Consider the following 14,317-nt stretch of genomic DNA (forward strand, 5'->3'; position numbering starts at 1 on the left):
GTCGGCGCGCTTTTGGCACCCACGCTCCGCCCTTTGCCCGTGCCATCGATGGCACGGGCAACGCCCCAACGGGCGCGGGGACTCGGAGCGCAAAGCCCGAAACCCGAGGGGAACGCCGTAAAAAAGGCTATTTAATTGCTGTTGATTCTGGATAACCATTATAAAATTCGTAAATTTGCAGTCAATTTATTTATAATTAAACAACAAAAACAATAGAATTATGGGAAAAGGTTTTTTTAATGTACCTACGGCCAATAACGAACCTGTAAAAAGTTATGCTCCGGGAACACCAGAGCGCGATGCTGTACTTAACGTTTATAATGCCATGTACAGGAGCACCATTGACGTGCCTTTATATATAAATGGTTTGTATGTTAAAACAGGATCCACCCGAACCATATCACCGCCGCACGACCACAAGCATGTAGTTGGCACCTATCACTTAGCAGATCAAGTCCATGTAGAAAAAGCTATTACAACCGCATTGGAAGCCAGAAAAACTTGGTCTAAAATGCCTTGGGAGCAACGAGCCGCCATTTTTTTAAAGGCAGCAGAACTGGTTGCAGGCCCCTATAGAGCTAAAATTAATGCCGCAACCATGATTGCCCAATCGAAGACCATCCATCAAGCTGAAATTGATGCTGCTTGTGAGTTTGTGGATTTTTTGCGCTATAATGTACAATATATGACGGAGATTTATAAAGACCAGCCCAAAAGTACCAACGATGTCTGGAACCGAGTAGAGTACCGGCCTTTGGAAGGGTTTACTTATGCGGTTACCCCCTTCAATTTTACCGCTATTGCAGGAAACCTACCATCGTGCATGGCATTGATGGGCAACGTGGTGGTTTGGAAACCTAGTGACAGCCAAATATATTCAGCTAAAGTAATCATGGATGTTTTTGAGGAAGCCGGTGTACCAGCAGGCGTGATAAATGTTGTTTTTGGCGACCCTGTGATGATTAGCAACACCGTATTAGCGAGTCCGGATTTTTCTGGATTACACTTTACCGGTTCTACTTTTGTATTTAAGGAACTTTGGAAACAAATAGGAAATAATATTCACAACTATAAAACGTATCCTAGAATTGTGGGCGAAACAGGCGGGAAGGATTTTATTATTGCCCACAAAAGCGCTGTACCCAAACAGGTTTCAACAGCTATAATTAGAGGAGCATTTGAGTTTCAGGGGCAAAAATGCAGTGCCGCTTCACGCGCTTATATCCCCAAAAGTCTATGGGGCGAGATTAAAAAATTGGTTATAGAAGATGTAAACTCCCTAAAAATGGGCTCACCTGCCGATATGGGCAATTTTATTACTGCCGTAATACACGAAGGTTCGTTTGATAAATTAGCAACCTACATTGACCAAGCAAAAACCGATAAGGACAGTAACATTATAGTTGGTGGCAACTATGACAAATCTAAAGGCTATTTTATAGAACCCACAGTAATTGTTACAACAAACCCCAAATATACCACCATGTGTACCGAATTGTTTGGCCCTGTAATAACCATTTATGTATATGAAGATAACGCTTATGCGGAAACCCTAAAATTGGTAGATGAAACCAGTGAGTATGCCCTAACAGGTGCCGTATTGGCAACCGACAGGTACGCCATAGCACAGGCCACGGATGCATTACAAAATAGCGCAGGGAACTTTTATATTAACGATAAACCAACGGGTGCAGTTGTTGGGCAACAACCTTTTGGTGGTGCACGTGCTTCTGGCACAAACGATAAAGCGGGAAGTGCCCAAAACTTATTGCGTTGGGTATCGCCTAGATTGATAAAAGAAACCTTTATTACACCAACAGATTATCGTTATCCGTTTTTGGGTGAATAAACTGTTTGCCCTACCTATTTAAAAACATTCATAATCTTGAGCTTTTCAGGAATATGAATGTTTTTTGATTTTAGTTGATTAAATTCTTAAATGATATCAAGACTCCTGTTCTTAAAACAAAAAACATCAATCTTTTGCTGGTTTTATATTTACTCTACAAGTATCTTTTTGCTTAAAACACCCTTTTCTGTTTTTAGCTTGATGATATAAACGCCAGTAGTCAACTTAACTGGCATAGATTCACTTTTTGAAGAGCGAACGTTCATGTTCTTTATATCTTGTCCCAAGACGGTATATAAATTAACATTTGAAACATAGACCCCATTTTTGTTGATTAACTTTATTTCGGAGGTATTGCCATCAAAATAAACCAAAAGATGGCTTGTATTAGCTTCAACAGTCTCTGTGCTTAAAGCATCGGTGTTTTGGAAAACCAGCTTAAATCGGTTGTTGTAAATACCCGATGGCAAAAATACATCGAAAGCATTGTTGGTTATTAGGTGGGTTTGGTTGGTGAATGCATCCTTAATATATAGGTTGGTGCTGGCATCCATATTTTCAAGCGCTTCGACCTTAATAGTTGCAACACCTTCTTTTTGAACAATTAGGCCCAGTGAAAATTCTTTTGAAGCATCAAAGCTAGAAACTCCCTGAATTACCAATTTAGCATCATTCAAACTCCAATACATGTCTTCTTCATTCACATCAATCATAAAAGCATCATATCCCATATCAAAGCCATCTGTCGCATTCATATTGGCACCAATTACAAGTTGCCTATGATAGCCCAAAGGCGAATCGTAGATAAGACGAATTGTTGGCTTTCCAGATGGTGCTGAATTAGCGTCGTTCTTTTTGTTGCTCTGCTTGAAAAAAACGGATGATGGGCCTGTTTCTCGTTGATACGCCCGTTGGCTATTTTTAAATACAATATCACCTCCATCAACACTGGTTAGTGACGACCCCGTAGTTGCATCGACAGCTGTTGAAACAAAAAAGCCTTGATTAACGGGAATGTATTGACCCGGTACTTTTGTACCCAAAGCAGCACTACCCCCATTGGAAGTACTGTTAATACGCGTATCATTTGAAATGGCAGCGGCACCACCCGTTAAATTACGGGTTGCATAACCGCCAACATAGCCTTTTAAAATATGGGTATCCTCTTTGCCAAAATGATCCCAGAAATACAAAGCCCCATTAAAAACGGTTCCGTTATGATTATTTCCGCCATCGGCAACACTGATATTATCCAAAATAAATTGTGTAGCATCCATTGCAGAGGGATAGGGATTTCCAATTAGCCTATCGACATCTCCCAATGGATTGGTTCCCGTTATACTTTTCAATAATGGCAAGGTAAAATTTCCGTTATAGGGCAACCCTTTAAACACATAGTTTTGTTGTGATGATAAGGGTGCTGGACCAGAAGGCCCTTTCATGGTAAACCCTTCACCTGCCATTAAATATGATTTTTCGTCGATTTTCTCCCAGGCATCGTAGGCATTGGCAGCACCATAAAACTTATAGAGCCAATAAGTAAAAATGGTTTTTATCAGCCCCGGGGGGCCAGATGGCGTAAAATGGTAAGCGACCCCATCAAACAATAAGGGTGTATAAGCTGCTGTTGATGTTCCGTTATTTAAAAACCCTTCAATCTTATTGCTTTCATTTGTGTAAGTAAGACCCGTGCCTAGAGTAGCATTGCCATTACCCGTTGGCCCTACCGATGACGACCAATAATTATAATTAAAACCATTTGCCGTACCCTGTTGGTCGCGTTCAATATAACCACCGCTATCGGCATCCAAAATACTGCCCTCACTTTGTAAAAGTTGCGATTCGCCCACCAAATCTATCACGCCGTCCAATTCCAGGTAATGGGAAATTGCCAAACCATGACCAGAATTAGTTTCGTCGAGGGTTTCAAACGGATTGGCTATGGTTAATTTGCCTGTATTTTCCAAAACCAAACCTAATAGTGCTATATCGTTATCTTCCGAGGTTATTTCATGTGAAATTTGTGCAATATTCCAATCAACACGTCTAACACCATTTAAACCCAATGCATTTGGCAACACCTGTTCTGAACCATGTTCCCAAGTGGCAGGATCATCCCATGCACCATCATTTGCAGACACATAAGGCAACGGTGCTGTTTGTGGCGATAATACAGCTTTATCTTCACTTAAATAATTAATCCGTATGAAATAGCGATCGGTTGTGGAGCCATCTGCATTTGCCTGACCTTCGATGGTAGAACCATAAAAAGCATTAAAATTATAATACACCTTCAACTTGCTCCAAGGAATGGTAGCCACCACATTGCTAGACGCTGCAAATGGAATTACTTTGCCCGAAACAAAATTGGCAGGACTGCGCTCAATTTCTTGGTTCATGAGGTAGCGCACTTGCTCGCGGATAAGACCTTGGTCCCAAATGTAAGCCTCGTCAATTTGCCCCAAAAAGAAGTTGGAAACATCATTATTGTTAACGTACAAAGCTCCAATACAAAAATTGTTAAAATTGGGTGAAGGTGCCATAACGTTCTGTTCTGTTTTATCCAACACACCATCTATATACAAAAACACCGAACCACTATCATATACAAATGTTATTTGATGCCATTTAGAATCTGACAATGCCATAGTAGAGGTGAATTTTATGGCTCCGTCGATAACGATTTCTACCTCATCGGAAGTATTTAATCGCATTTGCAGCTTTTCACCTTTAGACATGATGGTTCTTGGATTCGTTTTTACAGTGCCCCCTTTTACCCACGCCGAAATAGTAAAATCGTTTACGTTTAAGTTAAGCGCATAATCGCCTAACAGATATTCACCATCTTCAAGTGTTAAGGCATGGTTTCCCGTTAACCTTGATACTTTTCCGAAGGTAAAATATTTGGTACCATCAAAATTGTACCAATTAAATAAGTTACCACTAGCATCGGGCCTTAACGGAATTACATCCATGATATTAGAGGTTGCAAATGCCGGATCATCAGCCACTATAAGGGCGTATTCTTGATTGGAAGCTTTTGGAAAACCACCAAAAGCCGAAGCTGGAATACTTAAATACACGTTTCCAACATCGCTTAAAACTTCAGTGGACTCTACAATTTTCCATATTCTGTCGATGCGTTCAACCGAAGTGTTTATACCTGTACCCAGATTTACAGTTTCGGTTGCGCCACTTGTTGTAAAAGTGCCCCCATTGTTTCCCCACATTAAAAAATCGCCGTCCTTATTAAAATCGTTTGGATTGTCACTGTTTTTTGGAAAAATACCTCCTAAGCCAATGGTAACGTCATGAATGGTATTGGCGGTTTTGGATTGTCGTTGCTTTAAATCGGAAATAGAATCCCTAGCTATGCCAGCAACGTCGTGGTTAAAACCATCGGCAATCTTCCAAACCTTGGTGCCAAAAGAATTAAGATAATCTTTTTCGGCAATGGTAGAAGTTCCTAAAGTAATGCCATATTTAATGGCCAGATAAGATTCCACTTTTTGTCTGGAAGTGGCATCCAACTTTGTTGAAAAGGTGAAAATTTCGGCAACCCTTCCGTTTAAGTTCGCAGTTTCGTTATAATTTTTTCCAATCCAATACCAACTACCATTCAAACTACCAAACGGGTTTGCAGCCTTAGCAGTTGTTAATATTTTGGAATTATATAAAATGTCATGGGCAGTAGGAGCCGTATCCAAATTATCGGTTACATTGATAATACCAACCCCAGCGTACGATTTACCGGTATCAATTTCGGCACTTCCCGTAAACGTGCCAGAACCGGGAATTCCTTGGTTGTACGATAAAACCTCATTGCTAAATGCCGTAGAATAATTGCCATAACCAACCCCGGTAACGTCGCCCGGTGTAGCCGATTCGATACCCGCCAAAATGGTATTTTTTGGAGAAGTACTGGTTATGGGACTATCGGGCACCATCACAATAAAAATATCTGAACTATAAAAGCCACTAGCCAACTCATCGTTATACATAAACTGTTCTGTACCACTGCCATTTTTAAAATCTATAACCGGATTGAAATTTATATTTGAAAGGGCATCATCCAGATAGGTAGGCTCATTTCCTAAATTGGCTTTCGCATTTTTAGGATTGGTGCCTAAATCTGCCCATTCCAAAACTTTAGAGCTGGCATCCTTGGTTATGCCCCTGGTAGCTTTAAGCCATAACTTAAAACCTGAGGTAACGCCCCCGGGCCCTGGAATATCTTCAAAAAACACTTCAGCACTTACATTAAACTTAAAGCTGGAATTATCATTATTTAATATATTGATTGTTGCTGTTTTTTTCCCATAGCTCGCTGGCGGGCCTTTGAAGGTAACTGGCAAAATTGTGGACGCCCCTGGTGCTATACTAGCCGTAAAGGACGCTGGTACTGTGAAATCTGTACCAACAACCGATACTCCGGATATGTTCAAAGGGCACGTACCCGTATTTACAATGGTGTAATTTCTTGTTCGTTGGGCTCCAGACTCGACCACACCAAAATAGGTAGCATTGGTTGCCGATGGGATGCTTGAGTTATGCAAAATATCAGCTAAGGGGCTACCCCCTAAAACATTTATTTTTGGCGACGTGTTTACCTGTAAAGTAAAGGTAAAATCAGGTTTATTTTTTATTTTGATGGTTACTTTGGAGCTAGCTGACACACAACCCGAACTAGGACTGTTATTTTGGACCTTGAAATCTAAATTTGATTTGATTCCAAAAAAGTACCACCACCATTGGGCACAACTAGCTGGCTTAACCGCCCCACTTGGAGTAGCCGGAATGACACTAAAGATGGGCGTGTTTGTGATGGAAATGCTTTGAATTTCCAAATCGTCACAATTGGCCGTTTCTTTATTAGTGACTCTAAAATTAAGCGCCGTTCCTGCATTAATTGCAATGGTAGCCGTATTGGAAATACTTGTGGGATTACCAATAATATTAACTTGTATGGATTGCGCCATCCCTACATTAACATTTGATAGCAACAATAAAAAATAGAAGTATTTTAAACAATTGAAGGGTAAACGTATAGTCATCTCAAATAAATTAGCATTAGGGTTTACGTTGAGAGACTAAATTTTAAATGCAATTACGGTACAAAGATAACAAAACTAACGATGTAAAGCATTATTATTCGACGAAATGCACTAAAATTTAATACATTAAGACAAATTTGTCTTTTTTTTGTTCAGAAAAGAAATATCATAGACTAAATATTCATCTCCCAACCATTTTTAAAAACTGGTTTCCTAAATTAAATTCCATAAAAATTACTAACTTTATTTTTTTTAATGCCTCAAATTTTAACACCTAAATCCCTAATGAAAAAAGCCATTATCATCCTCATCATAACCATAGCTTGCAATACCATTTTTGCGCAAGCCAATAAACTATACCGACAAGCCACCAAAGCCACCGACTTAAATGAAAAGGTGTCGCTTTACAGTGCGGTTATCGCTTTAGAGCCCGACAACTTAGACGCTTATTTTTACCGTGCCATAGCAAAAAACGATTTGGGCGATTACTCGGGTGCTATTGTAGATTATTCCAAAATTATTCTAAAGAAACCAGATGCTGACACCTATTATAACCGCGGAAATTCGCGTTATAGCCTCAAGGATTTTGATGGCGCTAAAGATGATTATGAAGAAGCTTATAAACGCGACCCCCAACTTTTGGATGCCCTATATAGCTTGGGCTGTGTAAAATATGATTTAGGTGAATTTGAAAGCGCCATTATCGACTTTAGTAAAATAATTGGCCTGGTGCCAACGCTACAAACCACCTATTTCCTGAGAGCTTCGGCATATATGGCTTTAAAACAATATACAAAAGCCCTTGAAGATTACTCGGTTGCCATTATCGTGAACCCAAACGCAGAAGCATACTACAATAGAGGCGTGTTTTATTTGGATATTAATTATTACCAAAAAGCGAACGACGACCTAAACCGCGCCTTAAAGCTGAACAACTCCAATAGTTTCAACTATTTTTACAGGGGCGCTTCCTTCTTATTGTTAGGAAAGTATTTGGATGCCATTTCAGATTTTAAAACAGCCTTAACCTTTGATGCCAACGATTTTGATGCTATGCTGGGGCTTTCAATAGGCTATAATAAAGCGAAAGATGCAGAAAACGCTCAATTATATTTTGAAAAAGCATTAAGCATTGTGTCGCCCAACGCTGGAAAAAAAGACGTTGAAGCATTTAAAAACACCTATTGGTACCAAAAACAATATTACTATTTTAATGAGAATTTTGTTGAATTATCAAAACTATAAGCACTATTATCAAGAAAAATCACCCTTTATATTTTAAAGGTAAATGCACCACTTTTTTTGTTTCATAAAATTCTTCCGTAAAAAAATCGCTTAAATTATAGATGGTCGTGGTTCTGTAATCTTGCAGTTCTTCGGTTAAATCGCCACCCTTTAAATACAGAATGCCGTTTTTAAGGTCGTTTTTTTGCTCTTTGGCTATTTTTCCCTTTACCCAATGTACAAAGGTAGGCATGATGGCTACGGCGCGACTCACTATAAAATCGTAAGTGCCACTAATTTCCTCGACACGACTGTGGCTTGTTATTACGTTGGTGAGGCCTAAACCTTCAACCACTTCATCAACCACCTTTATTTTTTTTGCAATACTGTCAACCAAGTGAAAAGTACACTTTGGAAACAAAATAGCCAATGGAATACCCGGAAACCCGCCACCGGTGCCAACATCTAAAATCTGGCTTCCATCCTTAAAAGCAATTACTTTGGCAATGCCCAACGAATGTAGCACGTGCCGCAAATAAAGCTCGTCAATGTCTTTACGGGACACCACATTAATTTTCAAATTCCAATCTTGATATAATAGTTCCATCTTCCGAAATTTTTCAATTTGGTCTTCCGTAAGGTTCGCAAAGTATTTAAGTATTAACTCCATTCCTGTTAAATTTTCAACAAAAATATACTTTTTACCTCCATATTTTTACAAAAAAATGGCATTACTTCAATTGCATTATACCTATCTTTGCGCCAAATATGAAATGCTTTATTTCATATTGAACAAATTTTAATAGCATGACAGAACAAACCCTTTCTTTCTCACGTATCGATTCGGCAAAATTTTTTAAAACGCTCAACAAACGTGTTAACGATTATTTTAAGGACAATAGCATCAAACGTACCGGCAATTGGAAATTATGGGTAAAGACCATCATTATGTTTTCGTTGTTTTTAACACCCTATTTCTTGCTTTTAACATTGAACATTCCGGGTTGGGCACAACTTTTATTGACCATTGTTATGGGTATTGGGATGGCAGGAGTTGGCATGAACGTGATGCACGATGGCAACCACGGCGTATTTTCAAATAAAGAATGGATCAACAGGTTGATGGGCAGCAGCATTTACATACTTGCCGGCAATGTTTACAACTGGAAAGTACAGCACAACGTTTTGCACCATACCTATACCAATATTCACGGGATGGATGAAGATTTGGAGGCAGGGCGCATTTTGCGATTCTCTGAACATTCTGAATGGCATTGGTACCACAAGTTCCAGCATTATTATTCGGTATTGCTATATGGATTACTAACCATCAATTGGGCCATCACCACCGATTTTATACAAATGAAACGTTACATGAAACGTAAATTATCGTACGGAAAATTTCCAAATCCCGTTTGGAACTGGAGCAAATTGGTTATTTCAAAAATCATTTACATTGCCGTTTGGGTCGTGCTTCCTATGCTTATTCTTGACATTGCTTGGTGGAAAATTTTATTGGGCTTCTTCGTCATGCACTACACAGCAGGCCTCATTTTAAGTGTAGTTTTTCAATTGGCACATGTTATGGAAGATGCCGAAATGCCATTGCCCGAACAAGATGGCACCATGAAGAACACCTGGGCCATCCACCAACTTAAAACAACCGTGAATTTTGGAGCTAAAAGCCGAATAATCAATTGGTTTACCGGCGGATTGAACCATCAAGTAGAGCACCATATTTTCCCCAACATCAGTCATATCCACTATGATAAAATCTCTAAAATTGTTAAGGAAACCGCTAAAGAATTCAACTTACCCTATAACGAATATAAAACAACCCGTAAAGCCATTATTGCCCATTTTAAGCACTTAAAGGAAATGGGCATGAAACCCGCATTACACGTCTAACCATTATTATTTTTTTTTTTTTGAAATGCAATTACTATCCGATAGAATTTTAAACATGGCGCAGTCGGCTACCCTAGCGATGGCTGCAAAAACAAGAGAACTGAGAGCTGAAGGAAAAGACATTATTGGGCTAAGTCTGGGCGAACCAGATTTTAATACCCCCGATTTTATTAAAGAAGCCGCCATTCAAGCCATTCACGACAATTACAACGCCTACTCGCCAGTTGATGGTTATGTGGACCTAAAACAGGCCATTATCAATAAATTTAAGCGCGACAATGGGCTTACCTATACCCCAAACCAAATTGTAGTTTCTACCGGTGCCAAACAATCGTTGGCCAATATTGCTGCGGTTATGACCAACATGGGCGATGAAGTCATTATTCCTTGCCCTTATTGGGTAAGTTATGCCGACCTTATTAAGTTGAACGACGGTATTCCTGTTGAAGTACCCACAACCATAGCAACCGATTTTAAAATGACCCCTGCACAATTGGAGGCGGCCATTACACCAAAAACCAAAATGATTTGGTTTAGTTCGCCTTGCAACCCCAGCGGCTCCATTTACAGCAAAGAAGAATTGCGCGGTTTGGCCGATGTGTTGGTAAAACACCCCAATATTTATGTGGTTTCCGATGAAATTTACGAACACATAAACTATGTGGGCAAGCACGCAAGTATGGCGCAATTTGAAGATATGTACGACCGTACCATTACCGTTAACGGTGTTTCAAAAGCATTTGCAATGACCGGATGGCGTATTGGCTACATTGGTGCTCCCGAAAAAATCGCTAGGGCCTGCAACAAAATGCAAGGACAGATTACCAGTGGCGCCAACTGTATTGCACAACGCGCTACCATTACGGCACTTAACGAATCGCCAAGTCGTGTTCAATATATGATAGACGAATTTAAGGTGCGTCGCGATTTAATTCTAAGCTTATTAAGCGAGGTAAAAGGCTTTGAAACCAACACGCCAGAAGGTGCGTTTTATGTATTTCCAAACATATCCTATTTCTTTGGAAAAATATTACGCGGAAAAACCATAAACAATGCTTCCGATTTTTCAATGTATCTATTAGAAGAGGCTTTGGTGGCCACCGTTGACGGCGAATCGTTTGGCAACCCCGATTGCATTCGCATTTCGTATGCCGCCTCACAAGAGCAAATTATCGAAGCTATAAAACGCATTAAGGATGCAGTGAGTTAAAAACACAGTTATCATAGATAATCAAAAAGACCTGTTGGGATTTCAAAAATTCTAACAGGTCTTTTTGATTATGTTCTATCTCGAAAAACCCAAAAATGAATTTAATTCAATAAATACTAGCTATATTTTTGATTACTAACACTTAAATTCCCAAGAAATGAAGTAAGGCTTTCTGATGCTGGTAGATTAAGCTTTCTGCGTAATCTGTACCTTGCAGTTTCAACACCTCTTGTTGAAATGTTTAGTATATGTGAAATCTCTTTATTGGTTAAATTCATTTTGATTAAAGCGCTTAGCCGAAGTTCACGTTGCGAAAATGAAGGATTAATATGCTTTAAATCCCTAAAAAACTCGGTGTGTACCCTTTCAAAATTCACATCAAAGATCTCAAGATATTTATCGCCTATTTTGTTTTGGTTCAGCTTTTTGAAGATTTGGGTTATTTTGTTTTTCGATTCGCTGCTCTTAACCAGTTCTTTAAGTTGTTTCAGGTCGTTGTTCAGCTCTTGGAAGGCTTCTTTTCTCTTGCTAAGTAGCAGGGTGTAATTGGCCAGTTCTTTGCTTTTATCAATTAAATCCATTTCCAAATGGGTGTTGTCCTCTTTAATTTTTTGTTGTTCGATAGACAATTTAAGTTGTTCCAGTTCCAGTTTAACAAGTTTTTGGTCTTTTAAGGTCTCTAATTTTGTTTTTCTCTTTTCAGCTTCTATTTTTTTCAAAATAAGCCTATAAGCCAAATAGGTGATCATTAAAAAAACGGCACTGTATATAAAATAGGCAAAACCGGTTTGGTACCACATAGGAAGAATGGAAAAGGTATAAGCCCTTTCATGGCCTTCAACCCCGGTGCTGCTTTTGCTTTTCACCTTAAAGGTGTAGGTGCCGTGGGGTAATTTAGTGTATTCTTTAAAAGGGAGCGAAGACCATTCCGACCATACAAAATCAGAACCCTCCAGAAAATAGCTATACTGCACCTGGGTATAGGGGGCAATTTCCGGGGCGCTGAATTCAAATCTCAAAACATCGGAGGCATTGGGCAATTCCACCAGGCGGTCGGGGTAAATGGGGGCATAATTTTTAACCTGATCGTTTATATAGCTTATGTTGGTAAAAACCGTGTGCGCTTTTTGGGTATTGTTAACCTGAACAGAGTACAGAAGCAGCCCTTTGTTCGAGCCCAAAAAAACATAATCGCCAAAAGGCAGCACGCTTTCCATACCTTTGTTGAACAACCCTTTTAGGTTTAAAAAAGGGGCGGTAATTAATTGCTTTTTGGGGTCGTTATTTAGGAAATAACCTGCTTCATCATCTTGCACAAACCATGTTTTATCTTGGGTATATAACAGTTTCCGCGTGTTTTTTGAAGCGTCTAAAATGTTGTTCAATGCCGGATAGGGTACGAATGTTTTTGTTTTCTTGTTATAGGTGTAAATGCCATTGTTTGTAGTGAACACTATATGCCCATTATAGTTAACGGCATTGATACTGAACGGCGATTTAAAGCCGTTTCCGGTAGTAAACTGTTCAACGGATACGACCCGTGTATAATCTGAATTGATGACTATTTTGTAAACCCCTTTGTAGCCATGGCAGACCCAGAAGGTATTGGGGTCTTCAGAAGGAAGAATATCGCGGGTCGATTCATCAAACCCCTGTATTTGATGTTTTAAAACCCATTTAGAGGCTTCTTTTTCCAACAAAAACAAACCGTTATAATTGGATGCCAAAAACAGGTTTTTATGGTCTTTTAAGGGTGTTATTTTCCAAAAACCGGTCCTGTTGCCAATTTGCTCGGGACTATGGTCCTTTAAAACAAACAGCCCGTCGTTATGGCCAATTAAAATATCGTCCTGCAATTTGGTTAAAGACCAAGCCTGCCCCGGTAAATCTTCTATTTTGTTGATTTTGAAATCGAGATCGTCAAACTTATTTATGTAATAAACACCTTCATTGGTTGCCAAATAAATGGTTTTGTTATCAATTAATATATCATAAACAGAGGCATGATCGAAAATGTTGGCATATTGCGAATTAAAGTCCAAGCACGCCATGCCATTATTGTGAAGCACCCAAATATTGTTCGATTTTAATTTATAAAAATTAAGAATGGCGGTGTTTTTAACTTTAGAGAACGTGATGTTGGTTTTGGTTGTGCTGCCATCCTTTTTCAGTTCAATTATTTTTGAGCTTAAAGTACCCAAAAGGAAAGTAGAATCGTTTTTTTGTACGCCACAGTTAATAGGGTCGATATGGCCTTTTTCAAAAAGCCTGATTTTTTTAATGATTTTTTTTGAGGATAAATTCGCTAAAAAAATATGGCCTTCTTTGGTAATAAAATATACTTCGTGGTTGTTTATGGGAAATGATGCGGTAATAGCGCCATTTTCAACACTACTGGAGTTGAAGAGGAACGTGAGCTTATCGGCTTCTTCGTTAAGGGCGTAAATACCGTTTTCTGCATCTTGAACAATTAAATGGCCATGAACCATAGCCGAATAAATAAAGGCCTGGTTTGCTTTGATATGGGTTGCAGATTTGCCCTGAATAACAATTAATTCCTTAAACGACCTATAAACGGTCTTGCCATAAAAAGCATGTATTTGCCAATTGTTTTCTAAGTTGGAATTGTTTAACAGCAGCGCATCAATTAACGATTGGTAATAGTAATTTCCATAAGCATCCTTTTTTAGGTTTCCAATTTCGTTGTAGCCGCCAACCCATATAATACCGCTCTCGTCAATCATCAAGCTTCGAACCGATGAGTTATTGGGCAGTGGGATGGTTTTCCAATATTCCCCATCATAGGTTAAAATGCCATCGTTGTTTCCAAAAATCAAAATACCGTTGCGGTCTTCGCACATGGTCCAAAATTGGGCATCTGATTTGAAATCATTTTTATCGAAACTAATAGCTTCGGTAACCGATGCTTTTACTTGTTTTAAAAAAGAAGGGGCAACCTGTGCATGTAAACAAAAGGGCACTAAAAGCCACCAAATTAAACGCCATTTATGAGTCATAAAAATCCGAACGCTGTTTATTTAAAAGAGACTCTAAAGTTAATATATTTTTAGT

At 39.1% G+C, this 14,317-nt stretch carries 7 protein-coding genes; 4 read left to right on the plus strand and 3 right to left on the minus strand.

Features of this window, described 5'->3' with window-relative positions; all coding sequences use genetic code 11:
* The first annotated feature begins 220 nt into the window (after window positions 1-220).
* Entirely contained in the window at window positions 221-1,849 is a 1,629-nt protein-coding gene (gene pruA, locus GQO80_RS05305) for an L-glutamate gamma-semialdehyde dehydrogenase (RefSeq protein ID WP_157207306.1), read from the plus strand.
* 149 nt (window positions 1,850-1,998) lie between these two features.
* Here pruA and GQO80_RS05310 read toward each other — a convergent pair whose 3' ends face one another.
* Window positions 1,999-6,828, minus strand: a complete 4,830-nt coding sequence (locus GQO80_RS05310; protein WP_198037729.1) for a LamG-like jellyroll fold domain-containing protein — start codon at window positions 6,826-6,828, stop codon at window positions 1,999-2,001.
* A 360-nt stretch (window positions 6,829-7,188) separates the two neighbouring features.
* Between GQO80_RS05310 and GQO80_RS05315 the strand changes: the two genes are divergently transcribed.
* Window positions 7,189-8,148 (plus strand): tetratricopeptide repeat protein, encoded by a 960-nt coding sequence (locus GQO80_RS05315; protein WP_198037730.1) that lies wholly within the window; start codon window positions 7,189-7,191, stop codon window positions 8,146-8,148.
* 19 nt (window positions 8,149-8,167) lie between these two features.
* On the opposite strand, the gene rsmG is transcribed toward GQO80_RS05315, so the two are convergent.
* On the minus strand, window positions 8,168-8,797 hold the full coding sequence (gene rsmG, locus GQO80_RS05320; RefSeq protein WP_157207309.1) for a 16S rRNA (guanine(527)-N(7))-methyltransferase RsmG: 630 nt from the start codon (window positions 8,795-8,797) through the stop codon (window positions 8,168-8,170).
* Between the two features lie 137 nt (window positions 8,798-8,934).
* Here rsmG and GQO80_RS05325 point away from each other — a divergent pair, with 137 nt between their 5' ends.
* The gene (locus GQO80_RS05325) at window positions 8,935-10,035 is read left to right on the plus strand and encodes a fatty acid desaturase family protein (protein ID WP_157207310.1); all 1,101 of its coding nucleotides are present in this window, start codon (window positions 8,935-8,937) and stop codon (window positions 10,033-10,035) included.
* Between the two features lie 25 nt (window positions 10,036-10,060).
* On the plus strand, window positions 10,061-11,245 hold the full coding sequence (locus tag GQO80_RS05330) for a pyridoxal phosphate-dependent aminotransferase (RefSeq protein WP_157207311.1): 1,185 nt from the start codon (window positions 10,061-10,063) through the stop codon (window positions 11,243-11,245).
* 116 nt (window positions 11,246-11,361) lie between these two features.
* Here the strand turns inward: GQO80_RS05330 and GQO80_RS05335 are convergent, their stop codons facing one another.
* Window positions 11,362-14,262, minus strand: a complete 2,901-nt coding sequence (locus GQO80_RS05335; RefSeq protein ID WP_157207312.1) for a triple tyrosine motif-containing protein — start codon at window positions 14,260-14,262, stop codon at window positions 11,362-11,364.
* Between the last annotated feature and the right edge of the window lie 55 nt (window positions 14,263-14,317).

Origin of the sequence: Mariniflexile maritimum (assembly GCF_009746565.1) — a bacterium.
Taxonomy (GTDB): domain Bacteria; phylum Bacteroidota; class Bacteroidia; order Flavobacteriales; family Flavobacteriaceae; genus Mariniflexile; species Mariniflexile maritimum.

Coding starts and splice junctions, on each gene's coding strand:
- rsmG (WP_157207309.1), bottom strand. CDS start 8,797: ATGGAGTTAATACTTAAATACTTTGCGAACCTTACGGAAGACCAAATT.
- GQO80_RS05335 (WP_157207312.1), bottom strand. CDS start 14,262: ATGACTCATAAATGGCGTTTAATTTGGTGGCTTTTAGTGCCCTTTTGT.
- GQO80_RS05315 (WP_198037730.1), top strand. CDS start 7,189: ATGAAAAAAGCCATTATCATCCTCATCATAACCATAGCTTGCAATACC.
- GQO80_RS05325 (WP_157207310.1), top strand. CDS start 8,935: ATGACAGAACAAACCCTTTCTTTCTCACGTATCGATTCGGCAAAATTT.
- pruA (WP_157207306.1), top strand. CDS start 221: ATGGGAAAAGGTTTTTTTAATGTACCTACGGCCAATAACGAACCTGTA.
- GQO80_RS05310 (WP_198037729.1), bottom strand. CDS start 6,828: ATGGCGCAATCCATACAAGTTAATATTATTGGTAATCCCACAAGTATT.
- GQO80_RS05330 (WP_157207311.1), top strand. CDS start 10,061: ATGCAATTACTATCCGATAGAATTTTAAACATGGCGCAGTCGGCTACC.